The organism is Anaerococcus sp. AGMB09787 (genome assembly GCF_022808955.1).
Classification (GTDB): Bacteria; Bacillota; Clostridia; order Tissierellales; family Peptoniphilaceae; genus Anaerococcus.
Map to the genome: position 1 here is coordinate 88,688 of NZ_JAKZEY010000023.1, position 21,087 is coordinate 109,774.

At 31.3% G+C, this 21,087-nt stretch carries 18 protein-coding genes, 2 pseudogenes and 1 other annotated feature; of the genes and pseudogenes, 16 read left to right on the forward strand and 4 right to left on the reverse strand.

The window, feature by feature from the left end:
* The first annotated feature begins 11 nt into the window (after nt 1-11).
* The 6 genes and pseudogenes from MUN42_RS06150 to MUN42_RS06175 all read left to right on the forward strand — a co-directional run bounded on the left by MUN42_RS06150 (nt 12) and on the right by MUN42_RS06175 (nt 5,072).
* Complete coding sequence (locus tag MUN42_RS06150) at nt 12-1,034, forward strand: ABC transporter ATP-binding protein (RefSeq protein WP_243343687.1); 1,023 nt, start codon at nt 12-14, stop codon at nt 1,032-1,034.
* Complete coding sequence (locus tag MUN42_RS06155; protein ID WP_243343688.1) at nt 1,035-1,295, forward strand: hypothetical protein; 261 nt, start codon at nt 1,035-1,037, stop codon at nt 1,293-1,295.
* A 48-nt stretch (nt 1,296-1,343) separates the two neighbouring features.
* Nucleotides 1,344-2,774, forward strand: coding sequence for an ABC transporter permease subunit (locus MUN42_RS06160; protein ID WP_279323809.1), 1,431 nt, complete (start codon nt 1,344-1,346; stop codon nt 2,772-2,774).
* Nucleotides 2,775-2,779: 5 nt separating this feature from the next.
* Entirely contained in the window at nt 2,780-3,649 is an 870-nt protein-coding gene (locus MUN42_RS06165; protein ID WP_243343690.1) for a glycerophosphodiester phosphodiesterase family protein, read from the forward strand.
* A gap of 188 nt (nt 3,650-3,837) precedes the next feature.
* A pseudogene (gene tnpA, locus MUN42_RS06170) lies at nt 3,838-4,289 on the forward strand (IS200/IS605 family transposase).
* A 411-nt stretch (nt 4,290-4,700) separates the two neighbouring features.
* The gene (locus MUN42_RS06175; protein ID WP_243343691.1) at nt 4,701-5,072 is read left to right on the forward strand and encodes a helix-turn-helix domain-containing protein; all 372 of its coding nucleotides are present in this window, start codon (nt 4,701-4,703) and stop codon (nt 5,070-5,072) included.
* A 50-nt stretch (nt 5,073-5,122) separates the two neighbouring features.
* Here MUN42_RS06175 and MUN42_RS06180 read toward each other — a convergent pair whose 3' ends face one another.
* On the reverse strand, nt 5,123-5,995 hold the full coding sequence (locus MUN42_RS06180) for a helix-turn-helix transcriptional regulator (protein WP_243343693.1): 873 nt from the start codon (nt 5,993-5,995) through the stop codon (nt 5,123-5,125).
* A 368-nt stretch (nt 5,996-6,363) separates the two neighbouring features.
* Here MUN42_RS06180 and MUN42_RS09795 point away from each other — a divergent pair, with 368 nt between their 5' ends.
* The 5 genes and pseudogenes from MUN42_RS09795 (at nt 6,364) to tnpA (MUN42_RS06200) (ending at nt 10,403) form a co-directional block, all read left to right on the forward strand.
* On the forward strand, nt 6,364-6,498 hold the full coding sequence (locus MUN42_RS09795) for a hypothetical protein (protein ID WP_279323810.1): 135 nt from the start codon (nt 6,364-6,366) through the stop codon (nt 6,496-6,498).
* A 51-nt stretch (nt 6,499-6,549) separates the two neighbouring features.
* A complete protein-coding gene (locus tag MUN42_RS06185; protein WP_243343695.1) occupies nt 6,550-7,011 on the forward strand; it encodes a hypothetical protein in 462 nt (153 codons plus the stop codon).
* Nucleotides 6,995-8,275, forward strand: coding sequence for a radical SAM protein (locus tag MUN42_RS06190; protein ID WP_243343697.1), 1,281 nt, complete (start codon nt 6,995-6,997; stop codon nt 8,273-8,275). The genes MUN42_RS06185 and MUN42_RS06190 overlap by 17 nt, the downstream gene beginning before the upstream one ends.
* A complete protein-coding gene (locus tag MUN42_RS06195; protein WP_243343698.1) occupies nt 8,275-9,864 on the forward strand; it encodes an ABC transporter ATP-binding protein in 1,590 nt (529 codons plus the stop codon). The genes MUN42_RS06190 and MUN42_RS06195 overlap by 1 nt, the downstream gene beginning before the upstream one ends.
* 215 nt (nt 9,865-10,079) lie before the next feature.
* Nucleotides 10,080-10,403, forward strand: a pseudogene (gene tnpA / locus MUN42_RS06200) (IS200/IS605 family transposase).
* A gap of 740 nt (nt 10,404-11,143) precedes the next feature.
* Here the strand turns inward: tnpA (MUN42_RS06200) and MUN42_RS09840 are convergent.
* From MUN42_RS09840 to MUN42_RS06210, 3 genes are all read right to left on the reverse strand, one after another.
* Nucleotides 11,144-11,995 (reverse strand): branched-chain amino acid transport system II carrier protein, encoded by an 852-nt coding sequence (locus MUN42_RS09840; protein ID WP_347708760.1) that lies wholly within the window; start codon nt 11,993-11,995, stop codon nt 11,144-11,146.
* Nucleotides 11,986-12,495, reverse strand: a complete 510-nt coding sequence (locus MUN42_RS09845) for a branched-chain amino acid transport system II carrier protein (RefSeq protein ID WP_347708761.1) — start codon at nt 12,493-12,495, stop codon at nt 11,986-11,988. The genes MUN42_RS09840 and MUN42_RS09845 overlap by 10 nt, the downstream gene beginning before the upstream one ends.
* Nucleotides 12,496-12,574: 79 nt before the next feature.
* Nucleotides 12,575-12,805: a binding site (T-box leader), on the reverse strand.
* 188 nt (nt 12,806-12,993) lie between these two features.
* On the reverse strand, nt 12,994-14,364 hold the full coding sequence (locus MUN42_RS06210) for an MATE family efflux transporter (RefSeq protein ID WP_243343699.1): 1,371 nt from the start codon (nt 14,362-14,364) through the stop codon (nt 12,994-12,996).
* Between the two features lie 167 nt (nt 14,365-14,531).
* On the opposite strand from MUN42_RS06210, the gene MUN42_RS06215 reads away from it, so the two are divergent.
* From MUN42_RS06215 to MUN42_RS06235, 5 genes are all read left to right on the forward strand, one after another.
* Nucleotides 14,532-15,059 (forward strand): flavin reductase, encoded by a 528-nt coding sequence (locus MUN42_RS06215; RefSeq protein ID WP_243343700.1) that lies wholly within the window; start codon nt 14,532-14,534, stop codon nt 15,057-15,059.
* Between the two features lie 8 nt (nt 15,060-15,067).
* A complete protein-coding gene (locus tag MUN42_RS06220) occupies nt 15,068-15,748 on the forward strand; it encodes a 5'-methylthioadenosine/S-adenosylhomocysteine nucleosidase (RefSeq protein ID WP_243343701.1) in 681 nt (226 codons plus the stop codon).
* Nucleotides 15,749-15,951: 203 nt separating this feature from the next.
* Nucleotides 15,952-16,944: an ornithine carbamoyltransferase gene (argF, locus tag MUN42_RS06225; RefSeq protein WP_243343702.1), complete on the forward strand. Its 993-nt coding sequence runs from the start codon at nt 15,952-15,954 to the stop codon at nt 16,942-16,944.
* A gap of 120 nt (nt 16,945-17,064) precedes the next feature.
* The gene (locus MUN42_RS06230; RefSeq protein ID WP_243343703.1) at nt 17,065-18,432 is read left to right on the forward strand and encodes an amino acid carrier protein; all 1,368 of its coding nucleotides are present in this window, start codon (nt 17,065-17,067) and stop codon (nt 18,430-18,432) included.
* Nucleotides 18,433-18,554: 122 nt separating this feature from the next.
* Nucleotides 18,555-21,086, forward strand: a complete 2,532-nt coding sequence (locus tag MUN42_RS06235) for an AAA family ATPase (RefSeq protein WP_243343704.1) — start codon at nt 18,555-18,557, stop codon at nt 21,084-21,086.
* Nucleotide 21,087: the final 1 nt, after the last annotated feature.

A 21,087-nucleotide genomic window follows, 5' to 3' on the forward strand; every position in this document is an offset into this window, starting at 1 on the left:
TCGGTGAAGTTATGATTAAAATAAAAGATTTACAAATAAAATATGGTGATTTTGTAGCAATGGATAATATCAACTTTGAAGTGAAAGAAGGAGAATTCTTTACCTTCTTAGGTCCTTCAGGATCTGGTAAATCGACTCTTTTAAGAGCTATAACTGGCTTTTTAAATCCTTCAAGAGGAACTATTAAAATAAATGATAAGATAATTAATGATGTTGCCATAGAAGATAGACAAATAGGTATTGTATTCCAATCCTATGCTCTTTTCCCATCTATGAGCGTATATGACAATATTGCTTTCGGATTAAAAGTTGAGAAAAAGGATAAGACATATATTGATAAGAGAGTAAAGGAACTATCTAGACTTGTAGATCTTACAGATGAACAAGTGCAAAAAAATGTATCTGACCTTTCAGGTGGTCAACAACAAAGGGTGGCTATTACTCGTGCTATGGCTAAGAAACCAAAAATACTTGCCATGGATGAGCCTCTATCAAATCTTGATGCTAAACTTAGAAAGTCATTAAGACAAGAACTTAAAAAAATTCAAAGAGACCTAAATGTTACAACTCTCTATGTAACCCATGACCAAGAAGAAGCCCTAACCCTATCTAATAGAATAGCTGTATTTTCTAATGGTCATTTAGAACAAGTTGGAAGTCCAAAGGAAATATATGAGCATCCAAAAACTGAATTTGTATGCACCTTTATAGGGGAGTCTAATAAAATTGATAAGAATTTAATTAAAAAAATTGCATCCAATTTCGATACTAATTATTATAGTTCATTTTATATAAGACCTGAAGATATCAAAATTTTAGAAAACGATGAGATTGTAGGGCCTAATGAAATTTTACTAAAGTATGAAGGAGAAGATTATTATGGAACCCACTATATTTATCATCTAGTTGATATTAATACTAATACGAGACTTACAGCTAGAGAATATAGGTCTGCGGAGAATATTATTTCTAAGGGTGATTATGTGAAGGCGAGGTTTGATATAGGAAAGATTCTTGCCTTTAAGGAGAGATAGATGGAAGCTAAAGCTAAAAAATCAAAGTTACTAAATATCTTACTCATAATATCTGTTGGGGCAGTCCTATATTTCTTAATAGCTTTTGTCCTATTACCAAATATATCTGTCCTTAAATCTTCATTTGTAGTCGATGGAAGTCTAAGTTTTTCTTCTATAAATAAGATAATAAAATCAAAAAGAGTAATGGATGGACTCAAAAATTCATTTTTAATGGCACTAACTCTCCCTGTAACAGTATCAATTGTAGGAATAATGTAAGTACTCTTTATAGACTATTTTGATATTAAAGGCTCAAGATTTTTGACCTTGACTTATTTAACACCCTTAGTATTTGGAGGACTATTGATTAACAATGGTTATGTATTTGCCTATGGTCCTAATGGAATATTTACAAACTTAGCATCACAAGTTAATCCTGATATAAATAGGTATTGGTTTTTGGGATACAAGGCAGTTATTACTGCTATGACCTTTGGTTGTACTACAAACTACATGCTATTTTTTAGAAATGCCTTATCCAGTATAGACTACCATACAGTTGAGGCTGGTAAAAATCTAGGCGCTAGTCAATGGACTATACTTAAAAAGATTGTATTTCCACAAGTCATGCCTATGATTATAACTTGTATAATATTGCTATTCCAACAAGGACTTACTTCCTTTGCAGCACCATTAATTCTGGGTGGTAAAGACTTTCAAACAATAATGCCCCTAGTACTAACTTTTTCTGCAAGACCTAATTCAAGGGATATAGCAGCTATGCTTGCATTATTTCAGGGTGTATTCCAAATAGGTGTATTGTTCGTAGTTCAAAAGTTGACTATGGGCAAGAATTATATCTCTATATCAAAAACTAAGGCTAAACTTAAGAAACAAAAGATTAAAAATCCAATTGTAAATGTAGTTTCCCATATATCTGCTTATTTATTGGCATTCCTTAATCTAATACCGTTTTTATGTGTAATAGTATTCTCATTTACAGACTACAAGACCATAGGAAGCGGAAAGATTTCCCTATCATCATTTACCTTAGAAAACTACAAGAGAGTATTGACAGACCAATCTGCATATGGACCATTCTTAACATCAGTAGCGTACGCTGGGGTTGCTGCCCTTATTATATCTATTATATGTATATTAGTAGGAAGACTTTCACAAAAAAAGAATAACATCTTTACAAAAGCCACAGAATTACTAATTTATATACCTTGGGTTTTACCTGCTATACTCTTTGCAATAGGACTAATAAACCTTTATAGTGTGCCACATTTTTGGGTTGGTTATAAAATACTTACTGGAACTTTGGTTATTATGCTTATAGCCTATATAGTAGTTTCGTTACCTAATACCTATAGATTTATAAGATCAGCTTACTTCGGTGTAAACCAAGAACTGGAAGATGCGGCAAAAAACCTTGGAGCAAGTAGATTTTATACATTCTTTAAAATAGTGCTTCCTGTAATAATGCCAACAGTCCTAGCCATGTTTGTTTTAAATTTCAATGGAAAAATAAGTGAATATGAGATATCAGCCTTCCTTTATCATCCATTAAGACCTACACTAGGTATAGTAATAAGGTCAAATGCAGATCCTACTGCTGCCATAGATGCTAAGGCCATAAACTTGGTATATTCAACTATTCTTATTATGATTTCTATACTAGTTGTATGGCTCGTACGTTATGACGGTGTTAAAACAATAAAAAATAAAATAAAAAAAATTAGAGGTGGTGAATAAATACTTTGAAAGAAGAATATAAAGTTAATAACAGCAAACTCATAGAAAAAATAAAAGAGAAAAAATTTCTTATAACTGCTCATAGGGGAGTATGGGGTGGCAATATTTGCCAAAATACCTCATATTCATCTAAGCTTGCCAAAAAAATGGGAGCTGATATTGTAGAAATTGATATAGGAAGAAGTAAGGATAATAAATACTATGCCTTTCATACATCAGAAGAAAAAAGCATTTTCAATGTAGATCAAAAGTTTGAAAATCTTGAATCTGAAGTAATAATAAAACATCCTCTATTAAATCAGCAGTATGATAATTCTGGTTATAGGGTGGAAGAATTTAAAAATATTGTAGATGGGTCTGATGAAGATGTTTTATATCAAATAGATAGATCACAAAACTATTTTCCTGAATTTTTAGATTATCTTTATGATAATTTTGATAAAGAAACACTTAAAAGGCTAATGATAAAATGTTCTATAAATGATAAAAATTTAGAGATTTTTGAAAAGTATCAATATAAATTTATGTTAATGCCTATAATAAGAAAAAAAGACGAAATTAAAATTTTAGAAAAATATAAAAATATAAATCTTATAGGACTAGAAGTAATAGCAGAAGATAAAAAGTCAGATACTTTCGGAAAAGAATTTATTGATGAAATTAAAGAAAAATTTGGTGTACTAGTTCAAATAAATTCCATAAGAATAAGCGGAAAGTTCGACCTATACGCTGGCTTAGATGATGATATATCTTTAATTAAAGATCCTAAAGAAGGCTGGGGAAAACTAATTCAATTTGGTGCCGATATGATACAAACAGACTGGAGCTTAGCTCTAGACTTGTATAGAAAAATATATAGTTCACTTTTTTCTTAAAAAACTCCATTAATTTGGGGTTTTTTATTGATTTGTACACTTAAGTGAGTTGAGCGAACGAAAGAGAACGAAATAATAAACCACCTGCTATGCAGGTGGAAGAAATTATCTTTAGCTTCAAGCACCAAGAAAACCTCCTTAAAGTATAATTGTGATAGTCACATGCACAATTAAACAAGGAGGTAATCTTGGATAAAAATACTTTATCACATAAAGCCTACGATGCAAATATCATATAGTATTTGCACCAAAATATAGAAGGCAAGTAATATATAGACAACTAAGGAAAGATACAGGAAGCATACTTCGAGAATTATGTTCAAGAAAAGGAGTAAACATAATAGAAGTAGAGCTATGCCCAGACCATGTCCATATGTTCGTAGAGATACCACCGAAATATTCAGTATCAGAAATAATGGGATATTTAAAAGGAAAAAGCTCATTAATAATATTTGATAGGCATTCAAACTTGAAATATAAATATGGAAACAGACATTTTTGGTGCAGAGGCTATTATGTTGATACAGTAGGAAAAAATGAGAAGAAAATAAAAGAATATATACAAAATCAATTACAAGAAGATTATTAAACAGATCAAATAAGTATAAAAGAATACTATGATCCCCTTACGGATAAGTAAGTCAAACAAAAATAAAGGAAACTCTAAAGCAGTAGTTTGGATAGTGGTGCATGTGAAAAAATATTCGACAGCCCCAATAGGGGCGTGTCGGTATTAGCTCATTTAGGCGCTGTGGTAACTTTAAGCTTTGCTGGTAGTTTTGATTTACTAACTAATATCTTATATCCACACTAAATAAACAATAAAAATTCATCTGGGACGTAACTTATTAATAGCTAGTCTTTAGTGCAATAATGTTGCAGTTTAGACTATGAAATATTTGTGTACAAAAACCTCCTGATTAGGGTAAATAAAAACTAATCAGGAGGAAATTTTATCCCTTGAATTTATAATCTAAGTGCAACAAAAAAATGATTCATAGTTTTCTGATAAAATAGTGTTTGCAAATACAACTAAAAATCAGGAGAGACTATGAATCATTATAATCATTTTACACTAAAAGAACATGAATTGCTTAAACATTTTCTTGATATAGGCAAAAACCAAACAGAAATTTCAATTTTGCTAGGAAAAAATAAATCTTCAATTTCAAGAGAAATAAGAAGAAATAGCCAAGATGGCGAATACATTCCTTGTGAAGCTCACGCTATATACGAAAAAAGACGACTTCATTATAGACCAAAGAAAAAATTAGATAATCCAATTTTATTTAATTGTGTAAAGGATTTATTTTTAAATCATCAATGGCCTCCAGAACAGATTTCAGCTAGATTAAAATATGAAAGTTCTAACTTTACTATATATATAACTAAATACAAAAGTCTTGATTTATATACGTTTTGAGGATATAAAACTGGCTTCTTTAACAATTTATCACTTACTAGTATCTATTTTCATTGTTTATTCTTATTATACCTATTCTCCCAATGTTCTAGTATAGTGTTGTAGACATATTCTCCTTGATTTTTAGCGATTTCAAGAGATTTTTTTATATATTTTTCATATGAAAGACCTAAGTCTTCCAGTATCAAAGCTTTTGTATAAAGAATTACTGGAGAAGTATGGGATTTAGAATTAGAACTAAATGATTTATTTATATATTCCAAAGCCTTATCTTTTACACCCAGTATATAGTAATCAGCAGCCATGTTATGGAAAACTAGATATTCTATATTATTGTAAGTAGAATTGGACTTTTCTATAAACTTATATACATTAATCCTATCTGTTGGTCTTTCTAAAGTTTGAGCATAGTTCATCAAAATTCTATAGTCAATATAATCGTAATAATTATTATTAAGATTATCAAAATCAAATTCCCCACCAATATTTAAAGCCTCAAGAATTAATTTTTTTCTAATATAATTATCTTTTTCTTCTATACTTTTTAAGAATAGAATTAGCTTATTAGCCTTAGTTTTTATAATTTTTCTTTTAGACTTTTTTGAGATTTCAGTCAACCTATCAATTTCTTCAGTCATCAAAGATCCATTAATTCTATCTTTTTTATTTATAGAATTTATAATGAAATCAATTTCGTTAGCATCTTCATAAAAAATATTAAAATAGCACTCAATAAGATCAACTTTATATATGTCTGATAAAATATCAAGCTTATCAAAATCATAGGAATCTCTTCCATTCTCCATCCTAGATATGGTATTAATGTTAATATAGCTTATTTCAGATATGTCTTCCTGGCTAAAGCCTTTTTTTAGTCTGATATTTTTTAAAGTTTTAGCAAATAATAATTTTTTATCATTCATAACACAACTCCTAATTTATTATTATATCATATTTATTGATAATAGTGTATATTAAATTTTGATATGGGAAAGTCCTATCTGATTTGATACAATATATTTAATAAAAACAGAAAGAGCTGAGGTAATGAAGAAAATATTGAAGTCATTAATTTTGTTAAGTTGTATTTTTATTATCTCATTATCAATATCAAAACGATTTGATGATAAAGATAATGATACAATATATTTATGTACAAGAATAACTTGGAATATACATAATGTTAACTATTTATATGAATGATTAATTAATAAAGGATGAAAATACATAGATAATTATAAGTAATAAAATAACAGGAATAGACAAAATATAAAAAATATAGGAGTATATAATGGATGAAATAAAAGAAATAAAATTTGAAGAAATAGAAATTGAAAATAGTCTAGAAAAAGAACTTAATGAGCTTGAAACTGAACTTTCTTCTTGTGGTAAAGCTTGTGGAGGAACAAAAAATACTGAGGATTAATATAATATAAGGCTATAAGAAAAAGAATAAGTCTATTCCTGTTATTTTATTATGTATATTACTAATTTAGAAATAATAATTAATATTTTAAATCAAAAAATAAACAAAAATAAGTTGCTTGAATATGGATATTTTATAGCTGTAGAAAATATTGATGGTAATTATAAAATAAAATTTATAAATGAAATTAAAAATAATAAATCATATTCATTAGAAAATCCAAAGTTATTTATTCCCAAGGAAGATAGTTACTATTTTTTAATGTGGTGTAAAAAAAATTGCTATATACCAATGGTTATACATACTCATCCTTGCTATCATAAGGAAATCTGTATTTCTTTTTCAAAACAAGATTATCGTTTTAATGAAAGTCTTATGAGGTTAGGTAAAAAAATTGGATTAACAGAGTATATTTTTATGGTTACTAATTGTAAAAAGTATCAAATGGATTATTATGATAAAAATTTGAAATATAGAAAATTAGGAGATCTTAGCGATGATAGAAAAAAATGACTTTTTGATTGAGAAGAATAACGAATCTTACTACATATTTTATAAAAAAAATTTACAGTTTAAAAAAGTAGATCAAATAAATTTTGATAAATTTGAATTGCTTTTAAGTAATTTAGAACATATGCCTGAATCTGAATTAAAAAAAACCGAAAATTATTTAAATAAGATATTTATATCAAATAAAAATAAGAGATTTAAAAGTTTATTGAAAACTAATAAAATCTCTAAATTAGAAATTATTCTTAATAATAAGTGCAATTTATCATGTAAATATTGCTATGCTAATGGAGGAAGCTATAATCAAGAAATAAATGCTATAGATTCTAAAAAAATAGAAAATTTAATATCTAAAATTATTCCAAAACATTTTAATGATATAGGAACTGTAATGTTTTTCGGAGGGGAGCCGTTAATAAGCTTCAAAACTATAGTGAGGATAGTAGATAAATTCGAATATCTATATAGTTCAGGTCTTATAAGGAGGATACCTCAATATACTATTGTTACAAATGGAACTCTTATAACCGATGAAATAGCAAGGTTTTTTTATGAAAAGGATTTTGGGGTAACCATAAGTATAGATGGCGAAGAAAATGTACATAATATATTGAGGCCATTTAAAAATGGTGATGCAAGTTTCGACTATGTAGATAAAGCAATTTTTTTGTTGAAAAAATATAAAGTTAATATTCAATTACTTGAAGTAACATATACTCTTCTACATAGAAATAAAAATATTTCTAAAGATGATCTCAAATTCTATTTAAGTAATAGATATGGAGACATTAGTATCTTTATTTCTGATTGTATTGGAGACAGTGAACTATCTTTAGCTGATGATCTTAATTTAGATGAAAATATTAATTATGAAAAACAAAGCAAATTAGCTACTCTAAGAAATATTATAAATAGTAATTATGATAGCAATTATTGTGATGCAGGGAGAGAATCTTTTGCAATAAGTCCATCTGGTAAAATGATTCCATGTCATTTTTTTATGGGGCATAATGAATATATAATTGGTGATTTAAACAAGGAAATAATATTTAATAAAAACTATAATAATTTATTAGAATATTTCAATTATTTGAAAGATTATCATATAAAAGAGTGTTCTAATTGTTGGATAAAAGATATTTGTAGCGAATGTCCAGCTTCTTTACTAATTTATAATAAAGATAATCTACTAAAACAATGTAATATAAGAAGGAAGCAAAAAGAACATATTATTAGGGATCTAATAAAAAAAGGGGAGATTTATTAATGAAAGAGTACATATTAAAAAATAAGATGAATTTAATTTTATCAGTATTATTTGGAATTTTTGAAGTGTATTTTATATATTTGTTCACAATAGATAGTTCTAGGCTAGTGAATATATTTGTTGGGAAAGAGGCCACCAGTCCTAATGGTATTGTAATAAGAGCTTTGGTTTATGTTGTTACAGCTTGTTTTTGTTTTTATGTATCTGAAAAAAACTCTAATGCTTTTACAAAAAATATATGTATAGATTTAAGGCATGACTATATTGATGGACTTTTTTTATCTAAGACTTCATCATTTTACAAGAAAAATAAGGGTGATTTTTTAGCGGATGTTGACCAAAATGTAGATCAGTTAAGGCTAGATTATTTGTCAAATCTTCCTAATGCACTTACTGGGATAGGAAGAAGTATTGTTTATATAGTTGGATTATATATTATACACCCCTACATATTATTATCTACTTTGCTTTTTGTTGTTTTACCAGGATTAGTAAGTTCTAAGTTTTCTAAATACATATCAAAACTTCAAGTATCAAGATCAAAAAAATATTCTAAATACATAGATATACTAAATGAACTATTGGATGGATACCTTCTTATAAAGCAATCAAATAATAGGGAATATTTTTTACATAACTTTGACAAGAATAATGAGAACTTGCTAGAAGCAAGAAACAAACTCAATATTACAAATTCAATGTTGTATGAGATATTGTTTGTTCTAAACCTCCTATCTTATTTATTAATAATATACATTGGTAGCATTTTGGTTAAGAATAATTTTATAGAACTTTCAGATTTACTAGCATCATTAACTTTAGTATCAATTTCAACCAATGCTATGGCAGAGGCCTTTAGGGATTTGGCTCAAATTTTATCTACTAGAGAAATTAAGGATATGGTAGTAGGAAATATACCGAGTAAAACTAAAAACCTAAAAATAGAAAAAATTCCTATGCTTGATATAGAAATTAGAGATTTATCGTTCTCTTATGGGGATAATAAGATATTTGAGAATCTAGATTTAAATATTGAAGAAAATAAATCATATGCTATAATAGGAAAATCTGGGTCAGGAAAGTCAACATTAGGTAAAATTTTAATCAAAATAAATGATGATTATTTGGGAGAAATTAGTTTTAAAAATGGAGACTTTAAATCTTTTAGAGAAAATGAGATATATTCATTGATTTATTACATACCACAAAATTCAATAGTATTTAGGGACAGTTTGGTTAAAAATATTGCTATGGGAGATAGGGATATTGATTTAGAAAAAATTGAAGAAATTATAAAAAAAGTTGACCTTAACTATGTATATCAAAGCAAAAAAGACACCATACTAGGAAATGATAGCTTATCAGGTGGGGAAAAGAAGAAATTAGAGTTGGCCAGAGCTCTTTATAGGAAAGCTCAAGTGATAATATTTGATGAACCTACAAGTGGCCTTGACCCTATAAGCGCTAGTACTATAGAAAAACTTATCGGACAGCTAGATGAGATAACTAGAATAGTAATTACCCATAATCATGATGAAGATTATCTTAAGACTTTTGATAAGATTGTAAATATTGAAAATTATAAATAAACATATAACCTGATAGAAAAAGTCAATTATAATCTAAAATTAATTTCAGATTATTTTTTGTCAACTCAAGTGATCTGAACGAACGGATGTGAGTAAAACAAAAACCACCTACTATGCAGGTGGAGAAATTTAGCTTTAGATTCAAGCTAAAAAAATTCTCGCTAGATATATATAATTGTGATAACCACATGCACAATTAAAACAAGAAGAATTTAATGGACAAGAATATTTTATCACACACCAAATGGCGATGTAAATGTCATGTAGCATTTGCACCAAAATACAGCGTATCAGAAATAATGGGATACTTAAAAGGAAAAAATTCATCAATAATATTTGATAGACATGCAAATTTAAAATATAAATACGGGAATAGAGACTTTTGGTGCAGAGGCTATTATGTGGATACAGTAGGAAGAAATGAAGAGAAAATAAAATAGTATATACAAAATCAATTAAAAGAAGATTATTACACTGATCAAATAAGTATAAAGGAATACTATGACCCCTTTACGGATAAGGAAGTCAAACAAAAATAAAGGAAACTCTAAAGCAGTAGTTGGGATGGTAGTGCATGTGATGGAATACTCGACAGCCCCAATAGGGGCGTGCCGGTATTCGCGCCTTATAGGCGCTGTGCAAATTTTAAGCTTTGCTGGTAGTTTTGATTTGGTAAATTAATGTTTAACAACATAGTTTGGAAAAGAGACATCTTAGAATAGAAGATAGTCCAATAGTTTTGAGGGTATAGATTAAATTATTAATATTATTTTGTCATATAAAGAATGAACAAAATAATACCAGTCAATACTATAGTTATACCTACAGATAGGATAACAGTTTCCAAACCATTTTCATATGTTATTGGTTTAAAGCTATTATTACTCTTTTTATAAAAGATTATAGTCTCAATAGCAGACATTTCTAATATTATAGTAAGAATATACCAAATATTTAAAGAAGCCTGTAGTAATTTTATTGATATAGCAAAACAAACAAATAATATTAAGTTTGAGATATAAAGTTGTGTTACTGATATATTTTTTGGTCTTTTCATAATAATTTCATTTACTCTTATAAAATTTTATTTGATTTTTATATTCTCTTGGACAAAGTTGACAAACTGTTAGGTTAACGTTAACACATAATTTTAATTAATCAAAAGTACTTTCTTATTAAGAATATTACCCAAAAAAAATTTTAATAAACATCTAATTCATAAAAATATATATGGATATATTATAAAGAATATATAAAACAACAAAAGTTAGATAAAGACCTAACTTTTGAAGTTTTTTACAAGATTATTTACTTTTATATTGATATTACTATTATCTTTTATAAGATTAGATATAAGGCTTGTTATAGAAAGGGCAAGGGCAGTTGGCACTAGCCATGAGAAGCCGTATTGGGCAAATGGCATTTTTTCTAATATGATTGTTAGAAGGTTTAGACCTGCCTTTGCTAAGTTCTCAACAATAGGAATTATTATAGCAAAAGATGCTGATACTACATAGGATAGGTGGGTGTAGTTCATTCTATTGTGGCTTACTCCCATAAATATTAGTAGCATAACTACTGGATATATCATATTTAGTATAGGTACTGATATAGAAAGGAGTTTGTTTAGGCCAAAGTTTGCTATCAAAAATGAGAACAAGGTCCATATTCTTACCCAGTTTTTGTAGGAGATTTTGTGTTTGAAGTAGCCCTCAAAGTACTCACAACCACTTGTTATAAGGCCTACACAAGTTGTAAGGCAGGCAAGGGTAAAGATTGCAGCAAGTAGTAGCTCTGTAAAAGGACCAAAGACAAATCTTGCTGTTTGGGTTAGGATAATAGCACCGTTTTCTGCATTAGGAAAGATGTTGGAGCTTATTTTTCCTACATAAGATAGCATATAGTATATGGTAAATAATATGGCTCCAGCTACAATTCCAGATTTTATTGTGTAGTTGGTTATACCCTTATCATCCTTGATATTAAATTTCTTGAGGGATAGGTTTATTACTAGTCCAAAGTTCAGGGCTGCTATGGCGTCCATGGTGTTGTAACCTTCAACGATTCCCTTGGCAACAGGGCTTTTCTTATAGTCTAAAATAGGTCCTCCTATGTCAGGTTTTACAAACAAAACTCCAACAATAATAATATTATTAGTCCAATAAGGAGAGGGGTCAAGTATTTACCGGTTCTTTTTAGCAGTTGGTTAGGTTTGATACACAACATATAGGCTATTAAAAAGAAGGTAAAGGTATAAATGATCCTCGCCATAAGGATTGGGAAATCACTAGGGATATAGGGAGCTACTGCCATTTCAAAGGGTACAGATCCTGCCCTTGGTAGTGTGATGCCAGGTCCTACTGCAAGGTAGATTAGTGGGGTAAATATTAGGGAAAAGAGGGGAGATACTCTACTTGCAAGGTTTTGTAGGCCATCTGCCTTACTTACAGCTATAACTCCCATTACTGGAAAGATTACTGCGGTTATAGAGAAGGCCAATAGACTTATTAATGTCTTATCTCCTGCTTGGTTTCCCAAAAGTGGGGGAAATATTAGATTTCCAGCTCCAAAAAATAGTCCAAATAACATAATACTTAGTGTAATAAATTCACTTCTTGATAATTTTTTCATTTCTTCCTCCATAAATTATGTTTGCGTTTGATAGGAGAATAAAATAGATATTAAAAAAGCCCCTTATCCAAATCAATGAATAAAGGGCGAAATATCTTCCGTGTTACCACCTTAATTCCCGAAAAATCGAGCTCTCATAACATCAAACAATGTCTGGTTTTCTTAACGCAGACCTCTGCGACAACCCTTACTTACTTTCACGGTTGCAGTAAAAAAGACTACCTTCCATATATCATTCCCATAAACTTACACCTACCGTTTACTCTCTGAGCGAAACTTTATATGTACTCCTTCTTTTTATAACTTTTATTTAATGATATTTTACTAGGTTAAAGAGATTCTGTCAAGTCTAATTATAATTATTTTTGAAAATTTATTATATTTGTAGATATCATAGTTGATAGAGCCTTAATAATAGCTAGCCAGATAAAAAGTAATTTATTTTATTGCAAAGAAAATCCTCCAAGATTATTTATCAAGGAGGAGTCTATAATATTTTTATTCTTTATGCCTATTTTCTTTTAGATAAATCAAAAATCCACACAAGACTGTTAGAGAGTTTGATAGGAGCATAGCTATCCAGATTCCTGTTGATCCTAGGTTAGTTAGATTTTTGAGGACTAATATTATAGGTATTCTAAATATCCAAAGTCTACCTAATGATAGGTACATGGTGTATTTGGTATTACCTACACCTTGGAAATAACCAGTTATGGCCGAGAAATAACCCATAAAAAATGTTATTACTGCTGAGTAGTACATATATTCACTTGCCTGACTCCATAGGTCTATATCGGACTTATCCTTAATGAAGATTGATAATAATTGATCTTTAAAGACAAGGAGGATTATAGCTGCAATGAGGGAGAAAATTGTTATTATAATATTTGCTCTCTTAAATATATCCCTGGCTCTTTTCTCCTTCCTTGCTCCTATATTTTGTCCTATGATGGATGTAAGGGCCATACCTACACCCATGGATGCTTGGTTAGTGATATCTGATAGTCTATTACCCATAGAGAAGGCAGCAAGGGTTGTAGTTCCGTAGGATTGGATAAAGCCATTAAGGAAGATAAATCCAATAGCCTCACCAGAAGATCCGAGGGAAGCAGGAATTCCTAGGCTAAATAAATTCCTAATAATCTTTGGATTAAATTTGAAGTTCTTAAATTCTATGTCTATTTCTGATTCCTTGTTTAAGACCCTGATAGCAATTATTACTAGCAGAACCTTTGAAATAACTGTAGCATATGCAGCTCCAGCAAGTCCTAAGTTTAGTCCAGGAAGGCCTAAGACATTATCAAAGATAAAAAATGGATCCAAGATTACATTAACCAAGGAAGATATAATTGATATAACTGTTATTGGTCTAGTAAGACCTTGGGCATTTAGGATGGCCTGGTAACCAAAAAATATCAGGTCAAATATTAATCCAATGGAGTTAATTGCCAAAAATATCTGAGACTTGTAGGCAAAGGAACCTTCTGCTCCCATCCACCTCACTATGTATGGAGATATAGCATAACCTACAATGGAAAATATAATTCCCAAGATAGCAGTTAATACTAGAGTATGTCTGGCGTAGACCTTGGCTTCTTCATTTTTTTTGCCTCCTAGTAACTGGCTCATAATAGATGTAGCTGCTACATTGATACCAAGTCCTATGGCTATAAATAAGAAATTTATAGGCCAAGTAAAGGAGGTTGCAGCATAGTCCTCAGATGAAAGCTGAGCAACGTAGATTCCGTCTGTTATACCGTAGAGGGTCTTGATAAGATTACTAATCATCAGAGGAATAGATATCCTAAATATTACCTTGTTGATGTTTCCGTTTGTTATAAATTGAATGTTACTTTTCTTTTCTGTCATAATTAATCCTTATATAATATTTCTCAAGTAATTATTATATCTTTTATCTATGGTTATCTGCAAATTTTAAGGAGAATTATTAGATAGTAATTAATAGAAGCCTTATAAATAATTCATTCGTAAAAGTTTATAATTATATGATAAAATAAAGGTAAATGGAGGGATTTATGAAATTTGATGAAGTTTTTAAAGGCTACGATAAATTTAATAAGGACTGGGCCTTGGCCAGTGCAGGAAGTATAGAAGATTTTAATGGCTGTACTATAGGCTGGGGCTCTCTTGGATCTATATGGGATAGCGGTGGGATAAGAAGAATTATCACTATTTATATCCACCCAGCCCGTCTAACTTGCAAGTATCTCTTAGAAAATGACTACTTTACTATATCATTTTTTGATAAGGCAGATAAGGAGAAGCTTGCCTATATGGGTTCACATTCTGGTCGTGATGATAAAAATAAGGCAGAAACAGCTGGCCTTAGTCCAATAAAGATAGGGGATAGTGTGGGCTATGAGGAAGCAAGTCTTACCTTACTTGTAAAAAAACACTATCAAGGTCAGTTTTCTAAAGATGGTCTTAGTGATGAGATCAAGAACTATTATAGCAAAAGTCCCGAGGTGTACCCTGATTTTGACGGTGGTTGGCAGGCCCACTATGTCTTTGTAGGAGAGATTGTAGAAATTAAAGAAAATTAGGAGGATAGATGAAAAATATTGGAATTTTGGTGGTTGAAGTTGATTCGGTTACTAGAAGATACAAGGACAGGATAGACCATCAAGTAGTAGGTGGTTTTGATACTTATAAGATAGAATTAGGAGACTATAAGCTAATTTTTGCTCATACAGATTATGGCCTTATAAGGGCTGCTGCTTGCTCACAAATGCTTATAGATAAGTTTGATATTGACTTGCTCATAAACTATGGAGTGGTTGGATCACTAAGAGCTAACCTAAATGTTGAAGATATATGCTTTGTAGATAGGGTAGTTCATTATGGGATGGATACATCTCCTGTCGATAAGGTCGAAGTAGGTAGGTATATGTCCTATCCAGATGTCTATTTAAGAACAAGCGAGGATATTTTAAATAAGGTAAAAAATATTTATAGCCATATACCTCTTCTTACTGATGGTTGTGCAGATAAATTTTTGGACAAGAAAGAAGATAAGGAAGCCATAGCTAGGACCTATGATGCTGATATTTGTGATATGGAAAGTGCAGCGGTTGTTATAGTTAGCGATCTAAACCGTATACCAAATCTAATTATAAAGATAGTATCTGACTCCCTAAGTGGGGGAGCTGATGAGTATAGCAAGAGCTTCCAAGCTGCTTCTGATAAGTGTCTAGAAATAGTAGAAGAAATTATCAAGGAGCAAATAATTTAACCTAGCTATGGAGATGAGGTAAGGGATTTTATTTATTGGAGAAAATTATAAACTTATTTCTCATAGGTTAAAAAATCTAACAAATTAATTGTCTTTTTTGTGAAATACAAAAGGCATATAATAAATTTTACCAAAACTTTACCATTAATTTCTAAAATATGATAAAATGAGTATGTAAAATAATTATTAAAGGAGTGATTTATATGGCAAAAAATTTTAGAGGAAAATCTTTCTTAAAACTATTAGATTTCTCATCAGATGATATTAGATATTTATTAGACTTATCTAAAAACTTCAAGGACTTAAAGAGGGCAGGAGTTCCACATAAGTACCTAGAAGGAAAAAATATCGCAATAATTTTCGAGAAGACATCAACAAGAACAAGATGTTCATTCGAAGTTGCTGCCCACGATCTAGGAATGGGAGTTACATATCTAGATCCAACAGGTTCTCAAATGGGCCACAAGGAATCAGTAGCAGATACTGCAAGAGTTCTAGGTAGGATGTTTGATGGTATCGAATTTAGAGGATTCAAACAAGAACACGTTGAGACTCTAGCAGAATACTCAGGAGTTCCAGTATGGAATGGACTAACAGATGAATGGCACCCAACACAAATGCTTGCAGATGTCCTAACAATCGAAGAACACTTTGGTCATTCTAAGGGACTAAAATTCGTTTACTTTGGTGATGCTAGAAATAATATGGCAAATTCCCTAATGGTAGTTTGTGCTAAACTCGGTATCAACTTTGTAGCTTGTGCTCCAAAAGAACTCTTCCCAGAAGAATCACTAGTAGAAGAATGCAAGAAGATAGCAGCAGAAAACTTCTCAACTGTAACCCTAACTGAAGATGTTAAAGAAGCAGCAACAGGTGCTAATGTTATCTATACAGATGTATGGGTATCAATGGGTGAACCAGAAGAAGAATGGGAAAGAAGAATTAAGATCCTTAAACCATACCAAGTAAACAAAGAAGTTATGGAAATGGCTGATAAGGAAGCTATCTTCCTCCACTGTTTGCCAGCCTTCCACGATAAGGAAACAACTGTTGGTAAGGAAATATTTGAAAAATATGGCCTAGATTCTATAGAAGTAACTGATGAAGTATTTGAATCTAGTCAATCTTATGTATTTGATGAAGCAGAAAACAGAATGCATACCATAAAAGCTATTATGTATGCAACCTTATGCTAAGGATTGTAGGATAAGACAAACTTCCTATAAATTATATAGGAGTAGGATGGGGAGGGTTAATCATGAGGATTTAACTATGGTCCTCATCATCACCCTCCCATATATAAAAAAGGAAATATTATGAAATTTATAATAGAGGGTATATCACAATTAACTGAATGGTTCTGGAGTCGGCCTATCCTTATAGTGCTACTAGGAGGAGGCTTACTAATTTCTATTAGAATAGGGTTTGTTCAGCTAAGATATTTACCCTTCATACTTAAGCAAACTTTTGGCAAAATGTTCTCATCTGATGTTGGAGGAGAAGGATCGGTTTCGCCTTTCCAAGCAGCATCAGCAGCCCTAGCTTCATCCATAGGTGCAGCTAATATTGTAGTAGCTCCAGCTATTATTTTTACTGCAGGCCCAGGAGCTATATTTCGGATGTGGATAGCTGCCATAATAGGAGCAGGCACCAAATTTGCTGAGATAGTTCTTGGTATCAAATACCGTGAGACTAACGAAGAAGGAGAGTATGTAGGTGGACCAGCCTACACCTTTAAAAAGGGAATAGGTGGTACTTTAGGTAAGGTAATGGGATATTTGGTAGCGTTTTTCTTTATGATAGAAATTTTACCATCAATTACCCTACAAACAATATCTGCAGCAGGCCCTATAGAACAATTGGGTATTAGCCGTATATTTTCAGCTCTCTTAATAGCAGTCCTTGTAATTTTGGTAGTCTACGGTGGTATCAAAAGAATTGCTCAAATCACAGAAAAAATGGTACCACTAATGGCAGCTATTTATATTATCGCAGGATTAATAGTGATATTTATGAATATTGACCAAGTTCCAAATGCCTTTAGGATGATTTTTGTAGGGGCCTTTAATCCAAGAGCAATTGGTGGAGGTTTTGCAGGAGCAGGTATTGCAGCCTTAATCAAGGCCGGAGCTGCCAGAGGTTGCTATTCTAATGAAGCTGGTATGGGATCAGCTCCCTACGCTCATGCCACAGCAGTAACAGATCACCCATGCCGTCAAGGTATGTGGGGGATATTTGAAGTAATCTCAGATACTATAATAGTATGTACAATTTCTTCACTAGTAGTCCTAGTAACTGGACTTTATGAGAATCCTGATATGAAGGATATAGGGGTTGAGAGGGCTTTTAATTCTACTTTTGGAAATTTTGGTACTTTTCTTGTATCCCTTTGCTTGTTCCTCTTTGTATTATCAACTATAATAGTAATAGTATTTTATACTGAAAAATTAGGAGAGTATTTATTTGGAATAAAGGTAGGCAAGATTGTAAGGTCTATATCTTGTTTCATGATTGTGTTGGGAGGGTTTGTTTCTTTTGATAATGCAGGAGTTTTCCTGGATGCGACCTTGGGACTTGTAGTATTTGTCAATATGATAGGAATGATTTTACTTAGCGGTGAAATTAGAGAATTAGTAGATGATTTTTTCAAAAATCCGAAATTTTATCACAAGGGTAAAAAGTGATTAGATAGAGTTATCTACGGAAATATCCAGTGTAGGGCTGGATATTTTTAGTTAAAAAAGATTTTAATAGTTTAATAAGATAAAATAGGCAGACAAGTAGCCTTATAAAAAATGGTGGTAATATGGATTTTAAGAAATATAGTCAGTCATCTGTAAACATAATAAAGGAAGCTAACAGGCTCGCTATCAAAAATAACAATGTAGAAGTAAGTGACCTTCATTTATTTTATGCAATAATGACCTTGGAAGAAAATTTAATAAGGACCTACTTTAAAGACCTGGATATCTCTTACCATAAGCTCACAGAAGCCATAGAAGCTTCTATTAGTAAATTGAGGTCTGCCAAGGGGGTCAATTCCCTTTACTTATCGAGGTCTTACCAAAGAGCCTTAATAATATCTGAAGAGATTGCTAGAAATAATTATGAAGAAAAAATCGGAGTCGAACACTTGCTCTTAAGCCTTCTTCGTGAGGAAGATATGCCAAGTGCTAAGCTCGGCCAAAGTTACAAGCTAACTTATACCAATCTCCAGAACCTTATAGCCAAGAACTTAAACCAATATTTGATCCAAGGCATAGACAAGGAAATAATTATAAAACTTTCCAAGTATGGGGAAGTTTTAAGTCAAAAGTCCCTAGAAGGTAAACTTGACCCAGTCGTAGGTCGAGAAGAAGAAACAGCTAGTGCCATAAGAGTCTTATCAAGGCGTATCAAAAATAATCCTGTCTTAGTAGGTGAAGCTGGTGTTGGTAAGACAGCCATAGTAGAGGGGATAGCTCAAAGGATCACTCGTGGTGATGTGCCTGATAATTTGAAAGACAAAATTATCTTCTCCTTAAATATGACTTCCCTTGTGGCAGGGGCTAAGTATAGGGGAGACTTTGAAGAAAGACTCAGGAAAATCTTAGACCTTATAATAGATTCCAAGGGCAAAATCATATTATTTATTGATGAAATCCACAATATAATAGGAACAGGTGCCACTAATGGAAGTATGGATACAGCCAATATGCTTAAACCCATGCTTGCAAGGGGAGAGATTCTCACTATAGGAGCTACTACCCTTGAAGAGTATAGGAAGTATATAGAAGTTGATAAGGCCCTAGATAGGAGATTTCAAAAAATCCTTATAGAAGAACCCTCGATAGATAGCTCTATTGCAATAATGAGGGGGATAAGGTCAAAATATGAAGCCTATCATGGGGTAAAGATAAGTGATGGGGCATTGATTGAAGCAGTCAAGCTCTCTAAGAGGTTTCTTCCCGAGAGAAACCTACCGGATGTGGCAATAGATGTTATAGATGAGGCCTCTGCCTTGGTAAAAACACTACGAGATCAAAAGCCACAGGCCATTGACACCATCCATAGGGAAATAGTTCAATTGGAGATGGAGATTATAGGGCTTGAAAGGGAAAAGGACCCTATAGCAAGAAAAACGATAGAGGATAAGAAAAATCAAATTCTTAATCTCGAGGCAAGGCTAAAAGACGAAGAAAAATTGTATAATCTTGAAAAAGACAGGCAGGCCCAAATAGTAAAAATAGAGAGTGAAATAAATCTAACTAGCTTTGAAATAGAAGAGGCCAAGGAAAAAAGAGATTTTGATAAGTTAAATGAACTTATAGGTATCGAAAATAAATTAAAAGATAGCCTAGAAGACTTAACGACCATAGAGCCTTACTACGACCTAAAAACCAAGGTTACAGTAAATGAGGTAAAGGAAATAATTTCCAAGATGACTTCCATGCCCAAGTCCAAACTTACAATAAATAAGCTCGATTCCATTAACAAGATAAGAAACCAGCTCAAGGAAGAATTTATAGGTCCGAGTGAGATTATTGATAAGATTATAGATACCTATATCATATCTTTTGGAGGGGTCTTCGAAAAAGATGGTCCTGTACTTAGCTTTGGAATTGGAGGTCCTGACACGTCAGCAATTGATTACTTATCAAGGCTTCTAGCTGACTATCTCTACGATGGAGACAAGTCTCTCCTAGTCTTTGATATGAATGAATTTAGCGAAAAATCATCTATTACCAAGCTCATTGGAGCCCCACCAGGTTATGTTGGCTATGAATATGGTGGTGGCTTAACTAATGCTATAAGAACCAAACCCTATAGTGTCCTTGTCTTCGAAAATATAGATAAGGCCCACATCCAAGTCTTTAACTTGATCCTTCAGATTTTACAAAATGGAAGCATCAAGGACAATAAAGATAAGAATATCAACTTTAAAAACACTATAATTATCTTGACCATGACTCTTGATGAAAATGAAGACATGGGAGAGCTTATTGATAGGAAATTTGGAGTAAATATCGAATCATACGTCGATTATCTCTTCAACTTAGCCAAGGCTAATGATGAGGCACGTAAAAAATTAATTGTACTAGAGTTATCTAGGATTAGTAATATCCTTAATGATAAGCATATAGCTATAAGCTATGGAGATGATTTTGTAGGGAAGTTTTTAACCCTAGCCAAAAGGGAGGCTATGGGAGTAGAAGAAATTAAAAAATATATTGAACAAGACCTATATTTCTTAATTAGTGAACAAAATCTAAGGCAGCCAATCGAAGCCTTTAGTACAATTCATATAGATTTTGATAAAGATTATAAATTTACTATAAAAATAACGAAAAAGGAGTAGG

Bases quoted from the DNA above. Each gene is read 5' to 3' on its own strand.
- argF (WP_243343702.1), top strand. From the start codon at position 15,952: ATGGCAAAAAATTTTAGAGGAAAATCTTTCTTAAAACTATTAGATTTC.
- MUN42_RS06230 (WP_243343703.1), top strand. From the start codon at position 17,065: ATGAAATTTATAATAGAGGGTATATCACAATTAACTGAATGGTTCTGG.
- MUN42_RS06155 (WP_243343688.1), top strand. From the start codon at position 1,035: ATGGAAGCTAAAGCTAAAAAATCAAAGTTACTAAATATCTTACTCATA.
- MUN42_RS06195 (WP_243343698.1), top strand. From the start codon at position 8,275: ATGAAAGAGTACATATTAAAAAATAAGATGAATTTAATTTTATCAGTA.
- MUN42_RS06180 (WP_243343693.1), bottom strand. From the start codon at position 5,995: ATGAATGATAAAAAATTATTATTTGCTAAAACTTTAAAAAATATCAGA.
- MUN42_RS06220 (WP_243343701.1), top strand. From the start codon at position 15,068: ATGAAAAATATTGGAATTTTGGTGGTTGAAGTTGATTCGGTTACTAGA.
- MUN42_RS06210 (WP_243343699.1), bottom strand. From the start codon at position 14,364: ATGACAGAAAAGAAAAGTAACATTCAATTTATAACAAACGGAAACATC.
- MUN42_RS06235 (WP_243343704.1), top strand. From the start codon at position 18,555: ATGGATTTTAAGAAATATAGTCAGTCATCTGTAAACATAATAAAGGAA.
- MUN42_RS09795 (WP_279323810.1), top strand. From the start codon at position 6,364: ATGGATGAAATAAAAGAAATAAAATTTGAAGAAATAGAAATTGAAAAT.
- MUN42_RS06215 (WP_243343700.1), top strand. From the start codon at position 14,532: ATGAAATTTGATGAAGTTTTTAAAGGCTACGATAAATTTAATAAGGAC.
- MUN42_RS09845 (WP_347708761.1), bottom strand. From the start codon at position 12,495: ATGAAAAAATTATCAAGAAGTGAATTTATTACACTAAGTATTATGTTA.
- MUN42_RS06150 (WP_243343687.1), top strand. From the start codon at position 12: ATGATTAAAATAAAAGATTTACAAATAAAATATGGTGATTTTGTAGCA.
- MUN42_RS06175 (WP_243343691.1), top strand. From the start codon at position 4,701: ATGAATCATTATAATCATTTTACACTAAAAGAACATGAATTGCTTAAA.
- MUN42_RS06185 (WP_243343695.1), top strand. From the start codon at position 6,550: ATGTATATTACTAATTTAGAAATAATAATTAATATTTTAAATCAAAAA.
- MUN42_RS06190 (WP_243343697.1), top strand. From the start codon at position 6,995: ATGATAGAAAAAAATGACTTTTTGATTGAGAAGAATAACGAATCTTAC.